We start from the raw sequence: 24286 nt of genomic DNA, 5'->3' as shown, positions 1-24286 counted from the left end.
CGTGATCTCACCCAGCGCATTGACATCAGTTCGGTGCCGCAACGAACGCCTGGCCCCTACAAGGCTGGGCGTTCGCCGTTTCAGCCACCAACGCACAGCGGCTGAGACGAACTTGGGTGGACCCCTGACTCCGGCTAAGAAGTCAGGGGACGCCACGTCCAACCGAGCCGACCTGCCCCCTACGACGGACTATTAGCCCATAGCATCCGATGCAACTTGGCCCAAAATCAGCTGCAGCCGCTGGTGGAACCGCAGCCCTCGCAGAGGTAGCAGCTGCCGGCGCGGCGCATCTTGGTGCCGCAGGAGAAGCAGAGCGGCGCGTCGGCGTTGAGGCCGAGCTGGATCTCCAGCAGCTCCGTCGAGTTGTGGGCCTTCCGCGGCGCCTCGACGGCGGGTGCGGGCTTGGCGACCGGAACGACCGGGGCCGCCGGAGCGACCGGCGCGGACTGCGCCAGGGCCTCGGTGTCCAGCTCCTCGGCCTCCAGCGGCTCGTAGGAGCCGGTCTCCAGGTGACGCTGACGCTCCTCGACCGAGTGGATGCCGAGCGCGGAGCGGGTCTCGAACGGCAGGAAGTCCAGCGCCAGGCGACGGAAGATGTAGTCGACGATCGACTGCGCCATCCGCACGTCCGGGTCGTCGGTCAGACCGGCCGGCTCGAAGCGCATGTTGGTGAACTTCGAGACGTAGGTCTCCAGCGGAACGCCGTACTGCAGGCCGACCGAGACGGCGATGGAGAAGGCGTCCATCATGCCCGCGAGGGTCGAGCCCTGCTTGGACATCTTCAGGAAGACCTCGCCGAGGCCGTCGTCCGGGTAGGAGTTGGCCGTCATGTAACCCTCGGCGCCACCGACCGTGAAGGAGGTGGTGATGCCCGGGCGGCCCTTCGGCAGGCGCTTGCGGACCGGGCGGTACTCGACGACCTTCTCGACCGCGGCGGCCGGGGCCTGCCGCTCGGCCCTGACCTCGTCGCCGGACTTCTTCTTGGCCGACAGCGGCTGACCGACCTTGCAGTTGTCGCGGTAGATGGCGAGCGCCTTGACCCCCATCTTCCAGGCCTCGAAGTAGATCTCCTCGATCTCCTCGACCGTCGCGCTCTCCGGCATGTTGACCGTCTTGGAGATGGCACCGGAGATCCAGGGCTGGATCGCCGCCATCATCCGCACGTGACCCATGGCCGAGATGACGCGCTCGCCCATCGCGCAGTCGAAGACCTCGTAGTGCTCGGCCTTCAGGCCGGGCGCGTCCACCACGTTGCCGTGCTCGGCGATGTGGGCGACGATCGCCTCGATCTGCTCGTCCTGGTAGCCGAGCCGCTTCAGGGCGCGCGGCACGGTGCCGTTGACGATCTGCATGGAGCCGCCGCCGACGAGCTTCTTGAACTTGACCAGCGCCAGGTCGGGCTCCACACCGGTGGTGTCGCAGTCCATCATCAGACCGATGGTGCCGGTCGGCGCGAGCACCGACGCCTGGGCGTTGCGGAAGCCGTTCTGCTCGCCGAGGCGCAGGACGTCCTGCCAGGTCTCGGTGGCGGCGGCCCAGACCGGGGCGTCCAGCTCGTCGACCGCGACGGCGGCGACCGAGGCGTCCGCGTGCTGCTTCATGACCTGCCGGTGCGGGGCGGCGTTGCGGGCGTAGCCGTCGTACGGGCCGACGACACCGGCGAGTTCGGCGCCGCGGCGGTAGGCGGTACCGGTCATCAGCGAGGTGATGGCGCCGGCCAGGGCGCGGCCGCCCACGCTGTCGTACGCGTGGCCGGTGGCCATCAGCAGGGCGCCGAGGTTGGCGTAGCCGATGCCGAGCTGGCGGTACGCGCGGGTGGTCTCGCCGATCTTCTCGGTGGGGAAGTCGGCGAAGCAGATGGAGATGTCCATCGCGGTGATGACCAGCTCGACGACCTTGGCGAAGCGCTCGGCGTCGAACGAGTCGTCGTCGCGCAGGAACTTCATCAGGTTGAGCGAGGCGAGGTTGCAGCTGGAGTTGTCCAGGTGCATGTACTCGGAGCAGGGGTTGGACGCGTTGATGCGGCCGGACTCCGGGCAGGTGTGCCAGCGGTTGATGGTGCTGTCGTACTGGATGCCCGGGTCGGCGCAGGCCCAGGCGGCCTCGGCCATCTTGCGGAAGAGCTTCTTCGCGTCGACGGTCTCGATGATCTCGCCGGTCATCCGGGCCCGCAGGCCGAACTCGGTGCCGTTCTCGACGGCGGTCATGAACTCGTCGTTGACCCGGACCGAGTTGTTGGCGTTCTGGTACTGGACGGAGGCGATGTCGTCGCCGCCGAGGTCCATGTCGAAACCCGCGTCGCGCAGGGCGCGGATCTTCTCCTCCTCCTTCACCTTGGTCTCGATGAAGGCCTCGACGTCGGGGTGGTCGACGTCCAGCACGACCATCTTGGCCGCCCGGCGGGTGGCGCCGCCGGACTTGATGGTGCCGGCGGAGGCGTCGGCGCCGCGCATGAAGGAGACCGGGCCGGAGGCGTTGCCGCCGGAGGAGAGCAGTTCCTTGGAGGAACGGATCCGGGAGAGGTTGAGGCCGGCACCCGAACCGCCCTTGAAGATCATGCCCTCCTCCTTGTACCAGTCGAGGATCGACTCCATGGAGTCGTCGACGGCCAGGATGAAGCAGGCGCTGACCTGCTGGGGCTGCTTGGTGCCGACGTTGAACCAGACCGGCGAGTTGAAGCTGAACACCTGGTGGAGGAGGGCGTAGGTCAGCTCGTGCTCGAAGACCTCGGCGTCACCGGGGGTGGTGAAGTAACCGTTCTTCTCGCCGGCGGCGCGGTAGGTGAGCACCACGCGGTCGATGATCTGCTTGAGACTCCACTCGCGCTGCGGGGTACCGACGGCGCCGCGGAAGTACTTGGACGTGACGATGTTGACGGCGTTGACCGACCAGAAGTCGGGGAACTCCACGCCGTGCTGCTCGAAGTTGATCGAGCCGTCGCGCCAGTTGGTCATGACGACGTCGCGCCGCTCCCAGCGGACCTCGTCGTAGGGGTGGACGCCAGGGGTGGTGTGGATGCGCTCGATCCGCAGACCGCCCTTGGGGGCCTTGCCGGCACCCTTGGTCGCGGTCTTGTCGGACTTCGACCCGCGTGCGGAACCGCTCGTGGTGTCTGTCACTTCTCGCTCCTCCTCCTGGGCGAACGCCCAAAGTGCCCCGAAAAGTCCGGGCACCGCTGGTTCGTCTTCCGTGGTGCGGACAGGCGACGAGATGCCTGTTCCCGCACGGTTTTTGGTGTTCTGTGCGCCGTTTCCGGGCACACGTCGGCCCCGAAGGGTCACTGCGGCCGTCGGCCCCGAAGGGCCGGTGGTGCGGTCGGCCCCGGGGGACCGGTGGTGCTGAGCCGGGCCTCCTAGGGCGCGGCGGCGGGGACGGGCACACAGGTGCCGTCCGCCTCGGGGGCGGGCCGCTCGGCGCGGAGCTCCGCGATGGCGGCCTCGAAGTCCTCCAGTCCGTCGTACGCCTGGTAGACGCTGGCGAAGCGCAGGAAGGCGACGACGTCGAGCTGCTTGAGCGGTCCGAGTATGGCCAGACCCACGTCGTGGGCGGTGAGCTCGGACTTGCCGGTGGCCCGCACGCACTCCTCGACCTTCTGGCCGAGCTGGGCGAGGGCGTCCTCGGTGACCGGGCGGCCCTGACAGGCCTTGCGGACTCCGGAGATGACCTTCTCCCGGGAGAACGGCTCGGTGACACCGCTTCGCTTGATGACCATCAGCGCGGCCGTCTCCACCGTGGTGAAGCGGCGACCGCAGTCCGGGCACTGCCGACGACGGCGGATCGAGCTGCCGTCTTCGGTGGTCCGGCTGTCGACGACGCGGCTGTCGGAGTGCCGGCAGAAGGGGCAGTGCACCTGAAGATCCCTCCCGGGCAGGACGTGCGGACGAGTCGAGTCTATGCGATGAGGACCCGGGACCGCCAAGCCGATCATCCGACGTGACCACTAGTACTGGGCACGGAGAGGACTGTAGCCACTACATGTAGGTCTTCGGGGGAAGCGACACCCCTGGCGTGTCGGCGCCGATTAGACTGCCGGAGCCGACTTACGGTCGAACATTTAATCGATGTACAACAAAGCCTTGATCGAGTCAGCCAACTCCCGAATAATTCACTCGAACGTGTGTTTGGCGCAACCTTTCGATAGGAGGTGCCGTTGGGCTGGAAAAGGGGAGAGGACAGCCGTCGAGAGGGGCAGCCGTGAACACGATCGAAAGCAACACCATCCCGGTGCAGGAACACTCCCAGCTCAAGGTGGGGCAGCGCACCACGAATCAGCAGAGTGTGGACAGCATGGACCGTAGCGAAGAACACCGCCTCTCCGGCCAGGCCGTTTCCCACCCGGGCCGCGTGCCCGACCAAGCGATCGAGCACGCCCCCGTGCTGGACGACAGCCACCCGGTCCCCACCCGCTCGATGCCCGGCCGCCCGCCCGGCATCCGGACCGACGAGGCCGGGCTGACCGAGCGCCAGCGGCGGGTGATCGAGGTCATCCGGGATTCGGTCCAGCGCCGGGGCTACCCGCCGTCCATGCGGGAGATCGGCCAGGCCGTCGGCCTGTCCAGCACCTCCTCGGTCGCGCACCAGCTGATGGCGCTGGAGCGCAAGGGCTTCCTCCGCCGGGATCCGCACCGCCCGCGCGCCTACGAGGTCCGCGGCGTCGAGGTGGCCCGCCCCAACACCGCCGAGACGGCCGGGCGCCCGTCCACCTCGTACGTGCCGCTGGTCGGGCGGATCGCGGCCGGCGGGCCGATCCTGGCCGAGCAGACGGTCGAGGACGTCTTCCCGCTGCCGCGCCAGCTGGTCGGCGAGGGCGAGCTGTTCGCGCTCACCGTGCGCGGCGACTCGATGATCGAGGCCGCCATCTGCGACGGCGACTGGGTGACCGTCCGCCGGCAGCCGGTCGCCGAGAACGGCGACATCGTGGCCGCGATGATCGACGGCGAGGCCACCGTGAAGCGCCTCAAGCGCGAGGACGGCCGGATCTGGCTGATGCCGCACAACCCGGCGTACGAGCCGATCAACGGCGACAACGCGACCATCCTGGGCAAGGTCGTCGCGGTCCTGCGCCGCCTCTGAGCGCCCGGTAGGCGCACACCGGGAAGGGGCTCCACCGCACGGTGCGGGGAGCCCCTCCGGCGTGTCCGGGCCGGTGCCCGTCGCCAAGAGCCGCGGACCGGACCGGCCGCGACCGGGTGACCGGCGGCGAACCGGCCACGACCCGGCGGCCGGCGACCGGGTGACCGGCTCAGCCCCGCTTGGCCACCGGCCGGACCGGCTCCGCCGAGGCGTCGATCGCCGCCAGCGAGCGCCGCACCTGGTTGCGGTCGGTGGTGTACCAGAACTCCGGCATCGAGGAGCGGAAGAAGCTCCCGTACCGCTTCGTCTCCACCCGCGGGTCCAGCACCGCCACCACCCCGCGGTCGTCCGCCGCACGCACCAGCCGGCCCGCGCCCTGCGCCATCAGCAGCGCCGCATGGGTGGCCGCGACGGCCATGAAGCCGTTCCCGCCGCGCTGCTCGACGTCCCGCTGCCGGGCGCTCATCAACGGGTCGTCGGGGCGCGGGAACGGGACCCGGTCCATCACCACCAGCTGACAGGCCGAGCCGGGCACGTCCACGCCCTGCCAGAGCGAGAGCGTGCCGAACAGACAGGTGGTCGCGTCCGTGGCGAACTCGCGGATCAACTCGCCCAGGGTGTCCTCCCCCTGGAGCAGGATCCGGTTGTCCAGCCGCTCGCGCATCGCCTCGGCGGCGGCCTGCGCGCCGCGCATCGAGGAGAACAGGCCGAGCGTCCGCCCGCCGGCCGCGCCGATCAGCTCGGCCAGCTCGGCCAGCATGTCGGGACGCTCCGGGTCCCGCCCCGGCTCTGCCAGGTGCCGTGCGACGTAGAGGATGCCCTGCTTGGGGTACTTGAACGGCGAGCCGACGTCGATACCGCGCCAGTGCGGCACCGGGTCCTCCCCGAAGCCGGCCTCGGGGGTGTCGCCCGCGGCACGCTCGTCCGGCAGCCGGGCCTCGGAGGGCAGGCCCACCGAGGCGGCGACGCCGGTGAAGTCCCCGCCGAGCTTCAACGTGGCCGAGGTGAGCACCACCGAACGCTCCTTGTAGAGGCCCTCCCGGAGCAGCCCGGAGACGCTCAGCGGGGCGACCCGCAGCGAGGCGGTGCCCAGGCCGTACCGGTCACTGCGCTCGATCCAGACCACGTCGTACTCGGAGTCCGCCAGCAGCCGCTCGGCCGTCTCGTGGAGCGCCTCGGCGGAGGCCATCGCCTGCTTGCGCACGGCGTCCTCGTCGGTGAGCGCCTTGTCCCGCGTCTCGCCGAGCGAGGTGATCACCTGCCGGCTGGCGTCCCGGATCGCCGTGACCGCGTACGCCAGGTACTCGGGCAGCTCCTCCACCCGGCCGGGCTGGGCGGTCTCCATCAGGCCGTGGAAGTTCTCCGCGGCCCCCTGGAGGGCGTCCACCGCCTTCTCGTTGGCCAGCCTGGCCGCGCGCTTCACCGCCCGGTTCACCGCGCCGACGGTCAGCTCCGCGGTGGCCGCGCCGGTGACCCGGTTGACCAGCTCGTGCGCCTCGTCCACGATCAGCAGCCCGTGCTCGGGCAGCACCGGGGCGCCCTCGATGGCGTCGATCGCCAGCATCGCGTGGTTGGTCACGACCACGTCCGCCAGCTTGGCCCGTTCGCGGGCCTTCTCGGCGAAGCACTCCTGCCCGTACGCGCAGCGGGTGGCGCCCAGGCACTCCTTGGAGGTGACCGCGAGCTGGGCCCAGGCCTTGTCGGAAACGCCGGGGCTGAGGTCGTCCCGGTCGCCGGTCTCCGTCTCGTCCGCCCAGTCGCGCAGCCGCAGGACGTCCTGGCCGAGCTTGCCGGTGGGGCCGCCGAGGGCGTCCACCGGGTCGAACAGGCCCTCGCCCTCCTCGCTCGGGGTGCCCTCGTTGGCCCGGTGCAGGCAGAGGTAGTTGGAGCGGCCCTTGAGCATCGCGAACAGCGGGCGGCGGCGCAGCACCGGGTGCAGCGCGTCCACCGTCCGCGGCAAGTCCCGCTCGACCAGCTGGCGCTGGAGCGCCAGCGTGGCCGTGGCCACCACCACGCGGTCCCCGTGGGCGAGGGCCGGCACCAGGTAGGCGAGGGACTTGCCGGTGCCGGTGCCGGCCTGCACCAGCAGGTGCTCGCCGTGGTCGACGGCGTCGGCGACGGCCTCGGCCATCCGGACCTGGCCGGGGCGCTCGACGCCGCCGACGGCGGCCACGGCGGCGTGCAGCAGCTCGGGGAGCTGGGCCCGCGGGACGGCCTCGACCGCACCGTCGGCGGCCGACTCGTCGGCTTCGTCGTCGGCGGGGAGCTGGGATTCGGAGTCGTTCGTCATGACCCACCCAGCCTACGGGGCAGGGGTGACAATCCGGTCCCGACGGCCGTGCGGCACCACGGCCCCCGCGACGGCCAGCGCGTTGGCGACGGTGCCGTGCCGCGCCGCGTGCGGGCGGTGCGGACGGTCGCCGTAGCCGTCGAGCAGCAGCCGGTTCCGGTTGAGGCAGAGCCGGTCGATCCGCGGCCGGAACAGGTCGAACAGCTCGAACCGCTCGCGCAGCTCGGGGAAACGCTCCTGGTGGCGGAGGATCTCGGCCCGCAGCAGGGCCCAGAACTCGGCCTCGGGCAGCCCGGTCTGCGCCTCCAGCAACGGAGCGAGGTAGCGGTAGACGCCGATGAACAGACCGGAGTGCAGGAACTGGCAGAGGCCCTGCGGATCCTCGCGCAGCAGCACCTCGGCCACCTCCGCGGGCAGCTCGCGCAGTTCCGGCAGGTCCTGGTCGCTGAGGTTGACGTCGTCGACGAAGTCCTTGACCGCGAGCCGGACCGGGACCTCCCGTTCGTCGAAGACCACGATGGCGTTCTCGCCGTGCGGGGAGAAGACCAGGCCGTACCGGTAGAGGAAGTGCAGCAGCGGCGGCAGCATCGCGGCGAACAGCCGGGCGGTCCACGCGGCGGGGGTGAGACCGGAGCGGGCGATCAGCTCGGCGGCCAGCGCCCGCCCGTCGGAGCCGGTCTGCAGCAGCGCCGCCAGGGTGCGGGCGCGCTCGCCGTCGTCCAGGCAGGGGCCGAGCGGCTCGCGCCAGATCGCGCCCAGCAACTCCTTGTACTGGTACGGCGCCTCCGGCAGCTCGCGGTAGAGCGGGTGGTCGACGGTGACCGAGGCGATCTCGCCGAGCAGCACGACCCGGCACTCGTCCCGCAGGAAGGGGTCCGCCTGCCGGATCCCGTGGATCCAGGCGGTGACGGCCGGCGCGGCCAGCGTGCGCTCGGTGGGCAGACCGCGCCAGACCAGGGTGTTGAGGATGGCCAGCGGCAGCTTGACGGTGCAGCGGTCGGGCCGGCTCCGGTTGAAGAAGGAGCGGATGGACTGCTGGGGCAGCCGCAGGTCACCGTCCGTGGGCAGCGGCACGATCTCGCCGCTCGCGATCCAGGGGGCGAACAGCGGGACGACGGTCTCGTCCCACTGCCAGGGGTGCACCGGGAGCAGCAGGTAGTCGTCGGCGTCCGGGCCGAGCACGGCGCGCAGGGCGCCCGGGTCGTCGAGTTCCCGGGCGTACAGCTGCTCGGGCTCGGCGACCGCGGGGACGCCGCGGTACCGCGCCAGCCGGCGGTGGACGGCGATCCAGGGCAGCGGCCGCGGGGTGCGCGCCTCCGGGGCCCAGCGGGCGGCGTCGGTGGCGGAGAACCCGACCCGGCCCTTGTTGGGGACGATCCAGGGGTGCCCGCTCTGCCGGCCCTCCAGCTCGGGGTGGCCGAGGTCGGCGAGTTCGGCGGCGGTGAGCGCGGTGGCGAGCTGGTGGGCGTCGGCGATCAGGGTGGCGGTGAGCTCGCGGATCAGGTGGCCGGTGGTGTCGCCGCGCAGGCCCAGCGTGTGCCGGGCGTACGGGAGGAAGCGCAGCGGGTCGAGGCCGTCCGCCCGGGAGCAGCGCACCGAGTCCGGGACGACCTGCCAGCCGCCGTACGCGCCGCGGCCCGCCGTGAAGCGGTACTCGGCCTCGGGGAGGCGGAGCAGGTAACTGCCGGGCCCGTCGGGGACGGGGGTGATCAGCTCCTCGTAGGCGAACTCGCCGAGCATCTTGGCCAGCAGCGCGCGGCCGGCCCGCTGCCAGTTCCCGGCGGTGAGCTGCGGGGGCAGGTACAGCGGGGGTTCAGCGGCCGGCGGTTGCGGCACGGGTCCACTCCTGGGGTCGCGGAACGGCGGGGGCGTCCGTGGTGGCGGGGACGTCGCCCGTGGCGGGGAGAGCGGGGGTAGCGGGGACGGCGGGGGTAGCGGGGACGGCGCCGGTGGGAGGCGCGAAGCCGGTCCACGCGGTGCGTTCGGGCAGCCGGTGGACGGTCCGGCCGGCGACGGCGTTGAGGATCACGGCGGCCCGGTGGGCACCGAGGCCCAGATCGGGAGTGCCGACGCCATGAGTGTGCAACTCGGCGTTCTGTACGTACAGCCCGCCGACGAGGTCGGGGAGCGTCGCGACCCGGTGGTCGAGGTCGACCCGGTAGCGCCCGGCCTCGTCCCAGTCGATCAGGTGGGCGAGCGGCTCCAGTGCGGCCGGGCGGGCCGCCCGGTACCCGGTGGCGAGCACCACGGCATCGGTGCGCAGCACGTGCTCGGCGCCGGAGTCGGTGTGCCGGCAGCGGAGTTCGAGACCGCCGCACGGGCCGGGCCGGGCGTCGGTGACGGCGGTTCCGGGGGTGATCTCGACCGGGGTGTCGTCCATCGGCCGGCCGATGGTCCGCTCGTACAGGTGGTCGTGGATGGCGGCCAGCGTCTCGGCGCTGGCCGCCTTGTGCAACTGCCACTGGGCGTCGACCAGGGTCTGCCGGACGGCCCCGGGCAGGGCGTGGAAGTAGCGGGTGTAGTCGGGCGTGAAGTGCTCCAGCCCGAGCTTGGAGTACTCCATCGGCGCCAGCGCACGGGTCCGGGTGAGCCAGCGCAGCCGGACGCCCTCCCCCGCGCTGCGCAGCAGGTCGAGGAAGACCTCGGCGCCGGACTGCCCGCTGCCGACCACGGTGATGTCGCGGGCGCCGGCCAGGGCGCCCCGGCGCTCCAGGTAGTCGGCGGAGTGGAAGGCCCGGGGGTGCGCGTCGAGGGCGCTGAAGGCCTCGGGCAGGACCGGCCGGGTGCCGACGCCGAGCGCGAGGTTGCGGGCGTACACCTCGGTGCGCCGGCCGGTGGCGGTGTCGCGGAGCTCGGCCCGGTAGAGCGTGCCGTCCCGGTGCAGGGCGGTGACCTCGGTGCCGAAGCGGCAGTTGGCGAGCCGCTCGGCGGCCCAGCGGCAGTAGTGGTCGTACTCGCGGCGGGCCAGCTGGAAGCGCTCGGCGAAGTAGAACGGGAAGAGCCGGTCCTGCTCGCGCAGGTAGTTGAGGAAGGACCAGCGGTTGGTCGGGTCGACCAGGGAGACCAGGTCGGCGAGGAAGGGGACCTGCATCCGGGCCCCGTCGACCAGTATCCCGGGGTGCCAGCGGAACTCCGGGCGCTGGTCGCAGAAGAGCGTGCGCAGGCCCGGGACGGGCTCGGCCAGTGCGGCGAGCGAGAGGTTGAACGGGCCGATGCCGACGCCGAGCAGGTCGTACGGCGCGGGTCGGGCTGCTGGGGTGTCCATGGGGTCGGAGGTGTCCTCGGCGGGGTCGGTCGCGGGCGGGCGGGGAGCGGGCGGGCGGGGAGCGGGCGGGCGGGGAGCGGGCGGGGAGCAGAGGGAACGGGTCGGACGGAGGGGCGCGGTCAGCCGGCAGGGGCGCGGTCAGCCGGCAGGGGCCGGCCACGACGGCTCGCGGTCCCGGGGACGGTGACGGTCCCGGTCACGCTCGCGGACCATCAGCACCGCGCGCTTGTCCGGCAGGTCGAGTTCGGCGGCCCGGGTGAAGCCGGCCCGCTCGAACGCCCGGACCGAGCGCAGGTTCCGGACGTCGGGTTCGGCGACCACCCGCTCGCAGCGCGGCCGGGCCCGCAGGACGCGGTCGGCCAGCGCGGCGAGCAGGACGGCGCCCAGCCCCCGCCCCCGGCTGTCGGCGGGGCCGAGCAGCAGGTGGAGTCCGGTGTCGTGCGGCCGGGCGGGGTAGTGCGCGGCGAGCGGGTCGAGGTCGGCGCGGTAGATCTCCCAGTAGCTCATCGGGGTGCCGTCGAGCAGTCCCAGGAAGGGCCGGCTGCGGCCGTCGCCGGCGAGTTGGGCGCGCACATGCCGTTCGGTGACGACCGGCGACCCGGCGAGCTCCCAGAAGGCGGCGGTCTCGGGGTCGTTCATCCACCCGGCGAGCAGCTCCAGGTCGGCGGGCAGCCGGACCGCGCGGAGCCGGAACTCACCGGCGCCGGTGGGCATCGCCCCCCAGTCGGGGCCGCCGTCGGAGCCGCTCCCCGGGGAGGTCACGCGCCGGCCACCGGGTTGGGGATGTCGACGTAGACGGACTGCGTGGCCACCGGCCCGACCAGTTCGTCCAGGCCGTTGATCCGGGTGAGCAGGTTGGCCTTGCAGGGCAGCGTGGCGGCGTCCAACAGGAGCGCGGGCAGCGTGGAGCCGGTGGCCGCGGCGCGCGGTCCGGACAGGAAGCCGCGCAGGGCGGCCAGCAGCACCGACTCGTCGGCCAGCCGCTGGGAGCCGAAGGCGCCGATCAGGCCGAGGAGGTGGTTGATGCCGAGGTAGTAGGCGAAGTGGTGGTCGATCACCTCGTCGGTGAGGAAGGTGTCACTGCGGGCGCCGAGCCCGGGCAACCGGGCGGTGAGCCGGTCGGCGGCGCTCTCCCGGTAGTAGAAGCCCTGGTTGTCGCGGTAGCGGCCGCCCTGCGGCCAGCCGTCGGCGTCGAGCAGGACGAGGCTGTTCTGCTGGTGCGCCTCCAGGGCGATGCCGGCCTGTCCGTCCAGCCACAGGACGGGCAGGACGACGGCGTCCAGATAGCGCAGGAACCATTCGGCGGCCACCGTGGCGAGCGGGCGGTCGCAGCGCGCGGCGAGCGCGCGCAGGGTGTCGCCGAGTCGCGACGGCACGGTGTCGCCGGTGCCCAGCGGCTGTTCGGCGACCAACCCGGCCACGCACAGGGCGCGGTCGCCCGGGGCGAAGGGCTGGGCCCGCAGCACGGTGTCCAGCCCTCCCGGGTCGCCGAGCGCGGGGTGGTCGAGGCCGATCCAGGCCGGGTCCCGGACGATGTCGAAGCCGGGGTGGGCGGCCCGCCACTCGGCCGCCAGGCCGCTCTCCAGCAGACGGTGCATCTCCAGGCCCCGGTGGAGCTCCTTGCGAAGGTTCTCCCGGCGGGAGTTGGTGATCCGCAGGCCGAGCGAGAGCTTCAGCATCCAGGGGGTGCCGGGCCGGTAGACGGTGCGCACCGAGGAGGTCGGGTACCAGGGCTCGCCGGCCGGGCCGAGGTCGCGCAGCCGCCCGTCGGCGAGCAGTTCGGCGACGGTCGGACGCAGCGCGAGCTCGCGGGCCTGCCAGGGGTGCAGCGGCAGGGCGGCCGTACCGGGCGGCAGCAGGTCGCGGTCGCCGAGGAGTTGGGCGGTGATCCGGTCGGCGCTCTCGGTCAGGGCCGAGCCGGCGGCGAGCAGGTCGCGGTCGACCGCGTACCAGTGGAGCCGGAAGGAGCCGTGGAGTTCCGGCGAGTACGCGGCGCTCTGCGCGGGCCCGAGGCCGTCACGGCTCTTGGGGGTGGGGTGCAGCGGGTGGCCGAGCAGCAGGGACTGCTCGGTGGCGAGGAACTGCGAGCCCTCCGGACCGCCGGGGGCGGCGGCGGTGCGACGGTGGGCCAGGATGTCGGCGGTGCGGACCACCGAGTCGGCGACCCGGGCGGCGAGGTCGGCGACCTGGCCGGGGTCGGGTCGGGTGGCGGCCGCGGCGGCGAGCAGGGCGGCGGCGGTGACGGCGTCCACCGGGGTGGCGGCGGTGTCCTCGCCGACCGCCAGGGTCGCCGGACCGAAGCGGTGCCAGCCGGCCGGGGACCAGTAGCGGACCGGGGCCAGCAGTCGGGCGGCGCCGCCGAGGACGGCGATCCGCAGCCGCCCGTCCGCCCCGGGCAGGGCACCGGTCTCCCGGGCCCAGCAGCGCAACAGGGCCTCCAGGCCGGCCTGTTCCGCGGCGACGGCCGGGTCCGGGTGGAGCAGCGGGTCGGGCTGCGCCGGGCGGGCCGCGACCGGCCGGGCCGGGCCGGGCTGCGCGGGGGCGGGTACGGGAACGGGTGCGGCCGGGCCGGGCTGGGCAGCGGCGAGTACGGGAACGGCCGGGCCGGGCTGGGCGGAGGCGGGTACGGCCGGGCCGGGCTGGGCGGAGGCGAGTACGGCCGGGCCGGCGACGGCCGGCGACGGGGCGGGATGGCGCGTCGGGGCTTCGGGCGGGGCTCCGGTGAGGGCGGTGCTCAAGGCTGCTCCTTGGGGCGCGTGAGGTGCGGACGCGCGCTGATGGTGGAGAGGGTGTGGCGGGCGCTCGCACCGTCGCGTCAGGTAAGGGTTACCTATCCCTGACGGGTGATCACAAGAGCCGCTCACTCGTCCGGGTGAAGAGCGGTGATAGTTCAACACTCAGGAGGGAGGACCTGCCGTGCCAACGAGACAGCCGCGCGTACGTCACAGATCGATGACCTCCGGCCGGCGCCGCAACCCGGGGGTCGGCCGGTGCCGTCCTGATGGCCAGTGGGAGACTCCAAGGCGGCCGGCCGCCGCCGCGCAGGACCATCAGGGGGAAGCGAACACCATGTCATCGATGCACCGGTCAGCCATGGCCGCGGCCCTTGCCGCCGGAACGCTGCTCGCCGTGACCGCCTGCGGGCCGGACGGCCCCGCCGGCGAGGGCACCGCCGCACCGCCGCCGGCCTCGGCGAGCACCACCGCGGCCACCACCGGGGGCGGTGGCGTGATCGGCGGCATCACCCTGCCCACGGGCATCCCGACCAGCCTGCTGGAGGGCCTGCCGAAGAGCTGGGACGACCTGAAGAAGTGGAAGTACGAGGACTGGGACAACTGGGCCTCCCAGCACGTCTTCAACAACCCGGTGGTCAAGGACTTCTGGAACCCGGACAAGATGGGCGACTCCAAGCCGGCCGACCCGGCCCCGCCCACCGCGAAGCCGACCGGTGACGCCGGCGTCACCGATCCCGAGCCGGCGCCGGTCAAGGCCACTCCGGTGGGCCGCCCGTACACCAAGCAGCCGTCCGGCAAGGTGTTCTTCAGCGCCGACGGCGGCCGCGGCAACTGCTCGGCCACGGTGGTCGCCGACCCGGCGCACCCCGGAAAGAGCAACCTGGTCTGGACGGCCGGACACTGCGTGCACCCGGGCAAGGGCGGGGCCTTCTACAAGGACCTCGTCTTCGTCCCCGCGTACAACAACTCCGGTGCCTCCAGCGGTGGCAGGAAGGCCCCGCTCGCGGACCTGGCGCCGCTGGGCACCTGGTGGGCCAAGGACGTGGTGACCTCGCCGCAGTGGACGGTCGAGGGCGGCGGCACCGGTGACTCCGCCAGCCAGTACGACTTCGCCGTCATGCGGGTGCAGAACCAGAACGACACCGGCAAGTCGCTGGAGGAGACGGTCGGCGGGGCCGTGCCGGTCTGGTTCGACGCCCCGCGCGACCGGATCTCCGCCGCGGCCTGGGGCTACCCGCTCTACAAGCCCTTCGACGGGCAGGAGTTGTACAAGTGCGAGGGCGGGAAGCCCACCCGGCTCTCCTTCGACCCCAAGCGACCGGCGATGCTCACCATCGGCTGCACCATGACCCAGGGTTCCAGCGGCGGCGGCTGGTTCGCCCCGATGCCGGACGGCCGGACCGCCCTGGTCAGCAACACCTCCATCGGCACGCAGGACCACACCTCGCTGAGCGGCCCGTACCTGGAGACGGTCGCCAAGCAGGCCCTGGACTACATCTCCAGGAAGCAGAAGTAGCCGACACCGCGGAAGCGGCCGGCACCGCGCCGACGAGCACACCGGGACCGATCACCATGCAGCAGACCAGGCGCCGCGCCGCGACGGCCACCGCCGCCGTGCTCGCCGCGCTCGCCCTCGCCGCGACCGCCTGCGGACCGGACACCCCGGGCAGCACCGACGCCGCGTCCACCCCGGCCGCCACCGTCGCTCCCGCGACCGGCAGGCCCGCCGCCGGGCTGCCCGGCAGTCTGCAGGAACTCGCCGACTGGAAGCTCGACGACTGGGCACGGTTCCTCGGCGACAACGCGTTCGTCAACGAGGTCGTCCAGGGCTTCTGGTCGATCGCCAGGATGGAGAACGCCAAGGGCCGGGCCACCCCGGAGTACTCGCACAAGGCGGTGGGCAGCACGGGCAGCACGGGCAGCGCGGTCCAGCGGGACGACCCGCCGACGGCCATCGCGGCCAAGCCGCAGCCCCACCCCTACACCCCGGCCACCGCCGTGGTCGGCAAGATCTTCGTGTCCACGCCCGAGGGCGACTCGATGTGCTCGGGCACGGTGGTCTCCGACCCCACCAACCCGGGCCGGAGCAACCTCGTCTACACCGCCGCGCACTGCCTGCACGACGGCAAGGGCGGCAGCTGGCTGAAGAACATCGTCTTCGTCCCCGGCTACAACCGGGACGGCCAGGCCGGCCGGGGCAAGCCGTACACCGAGCGGCAGGTCTCCCCGTACGGTCGGTGGACGGCGGTGCGCGCCCTGGTCCCGCCGACCTGGGTGAAGGAGACCGGGGTCGGCCCCAATTCCCAGTTCGACTACGGGATCATCCGGGTCCGCGACGAGAACGGCTCCGGCAGATCGCTGGAGGAGACGGTCGGCAGCTCCGTCCCGGTCTGGTTCAACGCCCCGCGGGACCAGATCACCTCGGCCTTCTCCTACGGCTACCCCGCCGAGCGGCCGTTCGACGGTATGGAGCTCAACCACTGCGACTCCGCGATCCGGCCGGTCCGGCTCTCCTTCGACCCGGCCCGCCCGCCGATGTACGTGATCGGCTGCACCATGACCGGCGGGTCCAGCGGCGGCGGCTGGTTCATCACCAAGGACGGCAAGCCGAACCTGATCAGCGTCAACTCGATCGGCAACCGCAACCCGTCCGAGTACATGGCCGGCCCCTCGCTCCAGGAGCAGGCGAAGCAGGCGTTCGACTACTTCTCCAAGAACGCCAAGTAACCGGGCACGCGGCTCGGCCGGCCACCGGCGACGACGACGGGCCCCGGGCTCCCCCGCGAGGGGAAGCCCGGGGCCCGTCGGCCTCGCCTGTCTCAGCTCCGCGCGCTCAGCGCCACCGCGTAGCGCTCCAGCTCGGCCGCCAGATCGGCCGGCACCTTGGCGTGCAGCAGGGTGCCCTCGGCGGTGTGCTCGGTGGACAGCGGCTCGCCCTCGGCGTGCACCCGGGAGACCAGTCCGCCCTGGGTGTACGGGACCAGCACGTGCACCTCGATCGCCGGGCGCGGCAGCTCGTCGTCGATGAGCTTCAGCAGCTCCTCGATGCCCAGGCCGCTGCGGGCCGACACCACGATGGCGTGCGGCTCGCGGCGCAGCAGGCGCTGCAGCACCAGCGGGTCGGCGGCGTCGGCCTTGTTGATCACCACGATCTCCGGCACGTTCTGTGCCTCGACCGAGACGATCACCTCGCGGACGGCGGCCAGCTGCGTCTCCGGCTCGGGGTGCGAGCCGTCCACCACGTGCAGGATGAGGTCCGCGTCGGCGACCTCCTCCATGGTCGAGCGGAACGCCTCGACCAGGTGGTGCGGCAGGTGCCGGACGAAGCCGACCGTGTCGGCCAGGGTGTAGAGCCGGCCGCTCGGGGTCTGCGCCCGGCGCACCGTCGGGTCCAGGGTGGCGAACAGCGAGTTCTCCACCAGCACGCCCGCGCCGGTGAGCCGGTTGAGCAGCGAGGACTTGCCGGCGTTGGTGTAGCCGGCGATGGCCACGGACGGCACCTGGTGGCGCTTGCGCTCCTGGCGCTTGGTGTCGCGGCCCTTCTTCATGTCGGCGATCTCCCGGCGGAGCTTCGCCATCTTCTCGCGGATCCGGCGCCGGTCGGTCTCGATCTTCGTCTCACCGGGGCCACGGGTGGCCATACCGCCGCCGGAGGAGCCGGAGCCACCACCACCCATCTGGCGGGAGAGCGACTGACCCCAGCCGCGCAGCCGCGGCAGCATGTACTGCATCTGCGCGAGCGAGACCTGCGCCTTGCCCTCCCGGGACTTGGCGTGCTGGGCGAAGATGTCCAGGATCAGGGCCGTCCGGTCGACGACCTTGACCTTGACCACGTCTTCCAGGTGGATCAGCTGGCCCGGGGTGAGCTCACCGTCGCAGACCACGGTGTCGGCGCCGGTCGCCGCGACGATGTCGCGCAGCTCCTTGGCCTTGCCGGAGCCGATGTAGGTGGCGGCGTCGGGCTTGTCCCGGCGCTGGATGACGCCGTCCAGGACCTCGGAGCCGGCGGTCTCGGCGAGCGCGGCGAGCTCGGCCAGCGAGTTCTCCGCCTCCTCGACGGTGCCGTCGGTCCAGACGCCGACGAGCACCACGCGCTCCAGACGGAGCTGGCGGTACTCGACCTCGGTGACGTCCTGGAGTTCGGTGGAGAGGCCGGCGACGCGACGCAGGGCGGCTCGCTCACTGCGGTCGTACTGGTCGCCGTCGTAGTGGCGGTCGAGGTCCTCGTCGCGGGCCGCGAGGTCCTCGTCCATGAGGGCTTCCGCCCGCGGACCGTCGTAGCGGCGCGGGGCGTCGGCGTGGTCGCGGGTGTCGGACGTGGAGGTCATTCTGTCCTTTGGCTGCAGGAGTGGGACGGCCTGTGGGCGCGACCGCGCGAACGGTCACACCCGGAGTCTGCCCAGCTGCCGCCCCGTCTACCGCTCGGGCGAGTGGTGAGCTACCCCGCAGGGCCACGGAGCCCACTGGGACTCTGGTGTTCAGTGTCCAGTGAACGCCGCGGACCGGCCGTGAATTCCCCATGATGGTCGCACGCCGGATGTGGACCGGTCATCCCCATTTCCCGCCGCGGGCGCCGCGCCGGGCCGGGCGGCCGGGGTGCGGGCGCCGCCGCCGCCCGGGGCGTGCGGCCGGCTCACGTCGTACACCCCGGAGACCCGCAGCATCGCCCGCAGCACGGCGGGCAGCGTGCCCGGCTCGGGCAGCTCGACGGTGTAGGTGTGCCGGACCCGCAGCTCCTGCGGCGGCTCCACCTCGGCCGAGACGATCCCGACGCCCTGCTCCGAGATCGCCGCGGTGAGGTCCGCCAGCAGCCGGGGCCGGTTCAGCGCCTCGGCCCGCAGGGTGGCCCGGTAGCCGGACGGCGGCGCGCCGCCGGGTTGCCAGTGGATCTCCGGTGTGCCCCGCCCGTCGGCCCGCATCCGCTCCCCCGCCGGGCAGCCGGTGCGGTGCACGGCGACCGCGCCGCCGCGGATCGCGAAGCCGCTGACCTCGTCCGGCGGCACCGGGGTGCAGCAGCGGGCCAGCCGGACCGGTGCGCCGGGCCGGCCGACCACCGCGACCGGGGCCGCGCCGCGCTCGGCGGTGCGGTGTGCGGGCGGCACCGGCTGGCCGGCCGAGGGCCCGGTGCGGACCACCGGGACGCGCGGCGGGTGGTCCGCCAGCCACCGCTCGATGGCCAGCCGGGCGGCCGGTGTACGGGCGTGCGCCAGCCACTCGGGCGCCGGGCCGGACGGGCGGGCGGCCGGGTCTCCCTGCTCGGTGAGGATGGCCAGCCGGTCGCCGTCCTGGAGCACGGTGGACAGCGCGATCAGCCGGCCGTTGACCCGGGCGCCGATACATCGGTGGCCGGTCTCCTCGCCGAGCTGGTAGGCCGCGTCGACGCAGCTGGCACCGGCCCGCAGCTGAAGCGTTTCGCCGCCCTCGGTGACGACGGTGATCTCCCGGTCCCCGGCGAGGTCGGCGGTCAGCGCGGACCAGAAGGCGTCCGGGTCGGGCGTCTCCTGCTGCCACTCCAGCAGCCGGCTGAGCCATCCGGGCCGGGCCGGGTCGGTACCGTCCAGCTCGTCCCTCCCCTGGTCGGTACCGGGCTGGCGGGGATCGCCCAGGGCCACCACCCCGGTCTCCGCCACCTCGTGCATCCGCCGGGTGCGGACCAGCACCTCGACCACCTCGCCGCCCTCCAGGGCGACCGCGGTGTGCAGCGACTGGTAGAGGTTGAACTTGGGGGCGGCCACGAAGTCCTTGAACTCACCCGGCAGCGGCGTCCAGCAGGTGTGCAGCTCGCCGAGCACGGCGTAGCAGTCCGCGTTCTCCTCCACCACCACGAGCAGCCGCCCGAAGTCGGCGGGCTGGGGCCCCTGCGGCCGCCCGTCCGGGCCGGCGGCGGCGTCCCGCTTGAGCAGGACCCGGTGCAGCGAGACGCAGTGCCGCGGCCGGACGGTGACCTCGGCGGCCACCCCGGCCTCGGCGAGCTGGCGGGCCAGCGCCCGGGCGAACGGGGCGAGCAGGGCGTCGGGGTGGTCCTCGCGGCCGGCCAGCAGCGCCCTGGTCCGGGCGTACTCCTCCGGGTGCAGGGTGGCGAAGACGATGTCCTCCAGCTCCGCCTTGAGCACCTGGATGCCCAGCCGCTCGGCCAGCGGGATCAGCACGTCCCGGGTGACCTTGGCGATCCGGATCCGGCTGGCCGGCTTCATGTGCCGGATGGTGCGCATGTTGTGCAGCCGGTCCGCGAGCTTGATGACCATCACCCGGACGTCGTCCCCGGTGGCGACCAGCATCTTGCGGAAGGTCTCCGCCTCGGCCGCCGCGCCGAAGTCGACCTTCTCCAGCTTCGTCACCCCGTCGACCAGGTAGGCGACTTCGGGCCCGAACCCGGCCCCCACCTGCTCCAGCGTCAATTCGGTGTCCTCCACGGTGTCGTGCAGGATCGAGGCGACCAACGTGGTCGTCCCGGCGCCGAGTTGGGCCAGGATCATGGTCACGGCCAGCGGGTGGGTGATGTACGGCTCGCCGCTCTTCCGCTTCTGCCCGCGATGGCTCGCCTCGGCGAGCCGGTAGGCCCGGCCGAGCAGGCCGAGGTCGGCCTGCGGATGGTGCCGGCGGTGGGCCTGCACCAGTGGTTCGAGCGCGTCCGGCACCGGTGTGCGGCCGGTGGCCAGCAGGGCGGCCCGCCCGGCCCGGCCGAGTGCGGCCCGGCCCAGGCCCCCCAGGGGTCGCTTGGGCCCGGCCTGCCGTGCGGACGTCGGCTGCCCCACCAGGGGCTGCCCGGCTTCGATGGTCATCGGCACCTCCGGCAGCGGTCACCGGGAGCATTGGCCGACCCGGTGGTCCATGCTACCGAGCAGAGCACGTTCCGCGACGCGCTGCTCCCCGTCCGTCATCGGGATCACCCGAACGGGGGGATTCGCCGCCGTACGAAATGGGCAAACCGGCCGCTACCGCTGGGCGGTGGCGAGCCACTGCGGGTCGAGTTCGCCGCGGGCCACGATGACCGCCGGACCGGTCTTCTCCACCCGGCCGTCCGGATACTCGGTGATCATCAGCCGGCCCCCCAGCACGTCCACGGTGTAGGTGACGGCCTCGCCGGTGACGGCCGGGTCGACACCGTCCCGGCGGGCGGCGGCCACCGCGACCGCGCAGGCGCCGGTGCCGCAGGAGCGGGTCTCGCCCGAGCCGCGCTCGTGCACCCGCATCGCGACGTGGCGCGGCCCCCGGTCCACCACGAACTCGACGTTGACGCCCTGCGGGTAGGCGTCCGCGGGGCTGGTGAGCGGCGCGCCGAGCAGGTCGCCGGCCTGGTCGAGACTGTCCACGAAGGCCACCGCGTGCGGGTTGCCCATGTTCACGTTGCGGGCCGGCCAGCGCCGTGCGCCGACCGCCACCTCGATCCCGTCCGGACCGGGCAGCACCGCGCGCCCCATGTCCACGGTCACCGCGCCGGGCGTGCCGTCCTCGGCGTCCTCGCCCACCCGCACCCGCCGCACCCCGGCCCGGGTGGCGACCGCCAGCTCGCCCGACCCGGCCAGCCCGGCCTCGACCAGGTAGCGGGCGAAGACCCGGACGCCGTTGCCGCACATCTCGCCGATCGAACCGTCGGAGTTGCGGTAGTCCATGAACCACTCGGCCCGGTCCGCCTGGTCGGCCGCGACCGGGTCGGCGGCCGACCGCACCACCCGCAGCAGCCCGTCGCCACCGATGCCGGCCCGGCGGTCGCAGAGCGCGGCGACGGCCTCGGGACCGATCGTCAGCAGACCGTCCGGGTCGGGCACGATGATGAAGTCGTTCTGGGTGCCGTGCCCCTTCAGGAAGGGCAGGCCGGCGGGGGTCACGGAGGAGTCGCTCACCCTCCCGATGATACTGAGCGGGCCCGCCCGGCAGCGCCGCGGACCAGCGGGCGGACCGCGCCGGGCGGTGACGCCGCACGGTCAGCGCAGGTGGACGACCCGCCACAGCGCCAGCGCGCAGGCGACCAGCGCGACCGCGGTGTAGATCACGATCGCCTTCCACCCGGCCCGCCGGCCGGAGCCCCGGCGCGGCAGGCCCGGCCACTTGTACCCGGCGTGCCGGGCGGCCATCGCGCCCCAGCCGACCGAGGCCGCGGTGAGCAGCAGGCCGAGCATGCCGACCATCGCGGAGCCGGGCCCGGCCGAGGCGAAGGCGAGCGGGAAGGCGAACATCAGCGAGCCGGCGGTGGCCAGCAGCGCGATCGGCAGGGTCTGCCACCAGCGCAGCCGGCGGCGCGGCCGGATCTCCCGCTCGTGCACCGCGCCGGCCGGGGCGCTGGTGTCCAGCGCGGGCAGCGCGAGCGCGTAGGAGGTGGGACCGTCGAGGCCGGGCAGTACGGGCAGGTCCGGCAGGGCCGAGGCGTCGGGGCCGTCGGCCTGGGCGGTGGTGCTCCCGCTCTGGCCGGTTTCGGGGCCGGTACCCGTCGACACGCGGCCTCCCCTGACAGTTCGACACGAGTGCGGACTCGCGGCCGGGCAACGGTCGACCCGCCCGGGCCGACCCTTATGGCATCGATGATGGCATGTCCAGGGGAGCGTTCCGGGCCTGACCGGGGCCGTCGAATGATCCGTGGCCATCACGTGATCCGGCTGTAACCGCCGGTTCGTCCTGCACGCCCACCTGCGCGCGCAGGTGCACCGCCGGATTGGCCGGATACGGTCTACGACCCGTCCGATTCCTGACGGTCGATCAGCTCCAGCGAGCGGGAGAGCAGCTCGGCCGGGTCGGCACCGGCCGGCCGGGAGAGCCAGTGGATCCGGTCGTCGCGACGGAACCAGGACTCCTGACGGCGGGCGAACCGCTTGGTCGCCCGGACCGTCTCGGCCCGGGCCTCGTCCTCGGTGCACAGACCGGCGAAGTGGTCCAGCACCTGCTGGTAGCCGAGCGCCCGGGAGGCCGTCCGGCCCTCGCGCAGGCCGAGCTTCTCCAGCTCCCGCACCTCGTCCGGGAGTCCGGCCTGCCACATCCGGTCGACCCGCAGGGTGATCCGCTCGTCCAGCTCGGGCCGGGGCACCGCGACGCCGATCTGGACCGCCTCGTAGACGGCCGTGTTGCTCGGCAGGTTGGCGGTGAACGGCTGCCCGGTGATCTCGATGACCTCCAGCGCCCGGACGATCCGCCGGCCGTTGCTGGTCAGGATGGCCTCGGCGGCGGCCGGGTCCAGCTCCGCCAGCCGCCGGTGCAGGGCGTACGGGCCGCTCCGCTCCAGCTCGGCCTCCAGCCGGGCCCGGACCTCGGGGTCGGTGCCGGGGAACTCCATCTCGTCGATCGCCGCCCGGACGTAGAGCCCGGAGCCCCCGACCAGGACCGGGGTGCGGCCGGCCGCGAGCAGCCGGTCGATCTCGGCCCGGGCCAGCCGCTGGTACTCGGCGACGCTGGCGGCCTCGGTGACGTCCCAGATGTCCAGCAGGTGGTGCGGGACGCCCCCGCGCTCCTGCGGGGTGAGCTTGGCGGTGCCGATGTCCATGCCCCGGTAGAGCTGCATCGAGTCGGTGTTGATCACTTCGCCGCCCAGCACGCGGGCGAGGGCGACGGCCAGGTCGGACTTGCCGGCGGCGGTCGCGCCCACCACGGAGACGACACGGGGCGGGGCGGCGTGGGGCTGGACGGTACGGGAGGTGCTCACCGGACCAGTCTCGCAAAACCGTCGCCGCGCCGGTGACCTCCCCGTCCGCCCGGCCCCCGGGGAGCGACGATATGAGCGATTGCGGATGTTTTCGCCGGACCGCGAACGGTTCGGCCGTGACGGACGTTGAGCAGGAAACAGAGAGGAACGGTGACACCACCATGGGTCTGATGGACAACCTCAAGGGCAAGGCCGAGGAGCTCAAGGGGAAGGCGAGCGAACTGGCCGGCAAGCACAGCGGGCAGATCGAGAATGTGGTGGACAAGGCCGGCGGCGCGATCGACAAGGCGACCAAGGGCAAGTACAGCGAGAAGATCGAGCACGGTGCCAGCAAGGCCAAGGGCGCGGTGGACGACTTCGCCCACAAGCCCGGCGAGCCCGGTCAGCCCGGCACCGGCGGCGCCGGAAAGGGCCCGACGCCCTGAACCGGGCTCCGGGCGTCAGCTCCAGGAGGCGACGACGTACCCGACCCCGTACGGCGCGTCCCGGTAGCCCAGCCGCGCGGTGAGGCCGGCGCCCTCGGCGGCGCCGGCCAGCACCTGCCAGGGGGCGCGGCCCTCGGCCAGCAGCTCGCCGGCCAGCCCCGGGTCCACGGCGGCCAGCGCCGCCACGTCCGCCGAGGCCAGCGCGTCCGCGATGACCGCGTCGAAGCCCTCGGCCCGCTCGTCCAGATAACCCGGTGCCTTCACCGAGCGGCAGGCGCTGCCGTCGCCCATCACCAGCAGCCCGACCCGGTCGGCCAGCCCGGCCAGGCCCTGGCCCAGCCCGAGCATCCGCTCGGCGGGCGCGTCGGCGGGCACCGCGCAGGCGTGCGTCGGCAGGGTCGCCCCGGCCCGCTCCAGCAGCCAGGCGCCGACGGTCAGCGAGGGGGACAGCTCCGGCCCCTCGATCCGGCCGGACGGCAGCTTCGCCACCAGCGGCACCCCGTACCGGTGGAACGAACCCGCGCCGCCCTCGGTCCACACCTCGGGCTCGGTCCCGGTACCGACCACCACGACCAGCTCCGGCCCGGCCGCGAGCAGCGCGGCGAGCGCCTCGTCGCAGGCCGCGCGCAGCGGCTCCAGCTCGGCGGCCGCGCCGGCGGCGACCTCCGGGACGAGCAGCGGCGGGCAGGGGCAGACGGCAGCGGCAACCAGCATGTGGATCACTCTAACGAAGAGGGAGAGCCGTTCGGCGGCGGACGGGGGCGGGGCCGCGGGGGGGGCGCGCCCGCCCCCCCGGCGCCGGCACGCCCGGGGGGCCGCGCCCCGGCGCCCCCCGCGCGGGGGGGGCGCCCCGCCCCGGCGCCCGCC

17 protein-coding genes are annotated in these 24286 nt (G+C 73.4%); 4 read left to right on the top strand and 13 right to left on the bottom strand.

Annotation, left to right across the window (positions count from 1 at the left end; genetic code table 11):
- Positions 1–227: 227 nt before the first annotated feature.
- Positions 228–3119 carry a vitamin B12-dependent ribonucleotide reductase gene (locus ACFXHB_RS17950; RefSeq protein ID WP_380575284.1) on the bottom strand — a complete coding sequence of 964 codons (2892 nt, stop codon included), beginning with the start codon at positions 3117–3119 and terminating at the stop codon, positions 228–230.
- A 233-nt stretch (positions 3120–3352) separates the two neighbouring features.
- Complete coding sequence (gene nrdR / locus ACFXHB_RS17945; protein WP_380575283.1) at positions 3353–3850, bottom strand: transcriptional regulator NrdR; 498 nt, start codon at positions 3848–3850, stop codon at positions 3353–3355.
- Positions 3851–4410: 560 nt separating this feature from the next.
- On the opposite strand from nrdR, the gene lexA reads away from it, so the two are divergent.
- Entirely contained in the window at positions 4411–5073 is a 663-nt protein-coding gene (gene lexA / locus ACFXHB_RS17940; protein WP_224281048.1) for a transcriptional repressor LexA, read from the top strand.
- 169 nt (positions 5074–5242) lie between these two features.
- On the opposite strand, the gene ACFXHB_RS17935 is transcribed toward lexA, so the two are convergent.
- The 5 genes from ACFXHB_RS17935 to ACFXHB_RS17915 all read right to left on the bottom strand — a co-directional run bounded on the left by ACFXHB_RS17935 (position 5243) and on the right by ACFXHB_RS17915 (position 13366).
- Positions 5243–7363 (bottom strand): ATP-dependent DNA helicase, encoded by a 2121-nt coding sequence (locus ACFXHB_RS17935; protein WP_380575281.1) that lies wholly within the window; start codon positions 7361–7363, stop codon positions 5243–5245.
- A 12-nt stretch (positions 7364–7375) separates the two neighbouring features.
- Entirely contained in the window at positions 7376–9199 is a 1824-nt protein-coding gene (locus ACFXHB_RS17930) for an IucA/IucC family protein (protein ID WP_380575280.1), read from the bottom strand.
- Positions 9177–10628, bottom strand: coding sequence for a lysine N(6)-hydroxylase/L-ornithine N(5)-oxygenase family protein (locus tag ACFXHB_RS17925; protein ID WP_380575279.1), 1452 nt, complete (start codon positions 10626–10628; stop codon positions 9177–9179). Before ACFXHB_RS17925 ends, ACFXHB_RS17930 begins: the two co-directional genes overlap by 23 nt.
- 138 nt (positions 10629–10766) lie before the next feature.
- On the bottom strand, positions 10767–11495 hold the full coding sequence (locus ACFXHB_RS17920; RefSeq protein WP_380575368.1) for a GNAT family N-acetyltransferase: 729 nt from the start codon (positions 11493–11495) through the stop codon (positions 10767–10769).
- The gene (locus tag ACFXHB_RS17915; protein ID WP_380575277.1) at positions 11387–13366 is read right to left on the bottom strand and encodes an IucA/IucC family protein; all 1980 of its coding nucleotides are present in this window, start codon (positions 13364–13366) and stop codon (positions 11387–11389) included. Before ACFXHB_RS17915 ends, ACFXHB_RS17920 begins: the two co-directional genes overlap by 109 nt.
- A gap of 340 nt (positions 13367–13706) precedes the next feature.
- Here ACFXHB_RS17915 and ACFXHB_RS17910 point away from each other — a divergent pair, with 340 nt between their 5' ends.
- Positions 13707–14879 (top strand): trypsin-like serine peptidase, encoded by a 1173-nt coding sequence (locus ACFXHB_RS17910; RefSeq protein WP_380575276.1) that lies wholly within the window; start codon positions 13707–13709, stop codon positions 14877–14879.
- A gap of 56 nt (positions 14880–14935) precedes the next feature.
- Positions 14936–16090: a trypsin-like serine peptidase gene (locus ACFXHB_RS17905; protein WP_380575275.1), complete on the top strand. Its 1155-nt coding sequence runs from the start codon at positions 14936–14938 to the stop codon at positions 16088–16090.
- Positions 16091–16182: 92 nt separating this feature from the next.
- Here the strand turns inward: ACFXHB_RS17905 and hflX are convergent, their stop codons facing one another.
- The 5 genes from hflX to miaA form a co-directional block, all read right to left on the bottom strand.
- The gene (hflX, locus tag ACFXHB_RS17900; RefSeq protein WP_380575273.1) at positions 16183–17691 is read right to left on the bottom strand and encodes a GTPase HflX; all 1509 of its coding nucleotides are present in this window, start codon (positions 17689–17691) and stop codon (positions 16183–16185) included.
- Positions 17692–17841: 150 nt separating this feature from the next.
- Entirely contained in the window at positions 17842–20145 is a 2304-nt protein-coding gene (locus tag ACFXHB_RS17895; RefSeq protein WP_380575271.1) for a RelA/SpoT family protein, read from the bottom strand.
- Between the two features lie 153 nt (positions 20146–20298).
- Entirely contained in the window at positions 20299–21207 is a 909-nt protein-coding gene (dapF, locus tag ACFXHB_RS17890) for a diaminopimelate epimerase (RefSeq protein ID WP_380575270.1), read from the bottom strand.
- Positions 21208–21288: 81 nt separating this feature from the next.
- Positions 21289–21798 carry a hypothetical protein gene (locus ACFXHB_RS17885; protein ID WP_380575269.1) on the bottom strand — a complete coding sequence of 170 codons (510 nt, stop codon included), beginning with the start codon at positions 21796–21798 and terminating at the stop codon, positions 21289–21291.
- 230 nt (positions 21799–22028) lie between these two features.
- The gene (gene miaA / locus ACFXHB_RS17880) at positions 22029–22994 is read right to left on the bottom strand and encodes a tRNA (adenosine(37)-N6)-dimethylallyltransferase MiaA (protein WP_380575267.1); all 966 of its coding nucleotides are present in this window, start codon (positions 22992–22994) and stop codon (positions 22029–22031) included.
- 116 nt (positions 22995–23110) lie between these two features.
- Between miaA and ACFXHB_RS17875 the strand changes: the two genes are divergently transcribed.
- Positions 23111–23419, top strand: coding sequence for an antitoxin (locus ACFXHB_RS17875; protein ID WP_380575266.1), 309 nt, complete (start codon positions 23111–23113; stop codon positions 23417–23419).
- A 15-nt stretch (positions 23420–23434) separates the two neighbouring features.
- On the opposite strand, the gene ACFXHB_RS17870 is transcribed toward ACFXHB_RS17875, so the two are convergent.
- Entirely contained in the window at positions 23435–24133 is a 699-nt protein-coding gene (locus ACFXHB_RS17870) for a hypothetical protein (RefSeq protein WP_380575264.1), read from the bottom strand.
- Positions 24134–24286 lie beyond the last annotated feature (153 nt).

Origin of the sequence: Kitasatospora sp. NPDC059327 (assembly GCF_042752535.1) — a bacterium.
Classification (GTDB): domain Bacteria; phylum Actinomycetota; class Actinomycetes; order Streptomycetales; family Streptomycetaceae; genus Kitasatospora.
The sequence above is the reverse complement of the archived record's forward strand: the minus strand, read 5'-3'. Positions and strand labels throughout refer to the sequence as shown.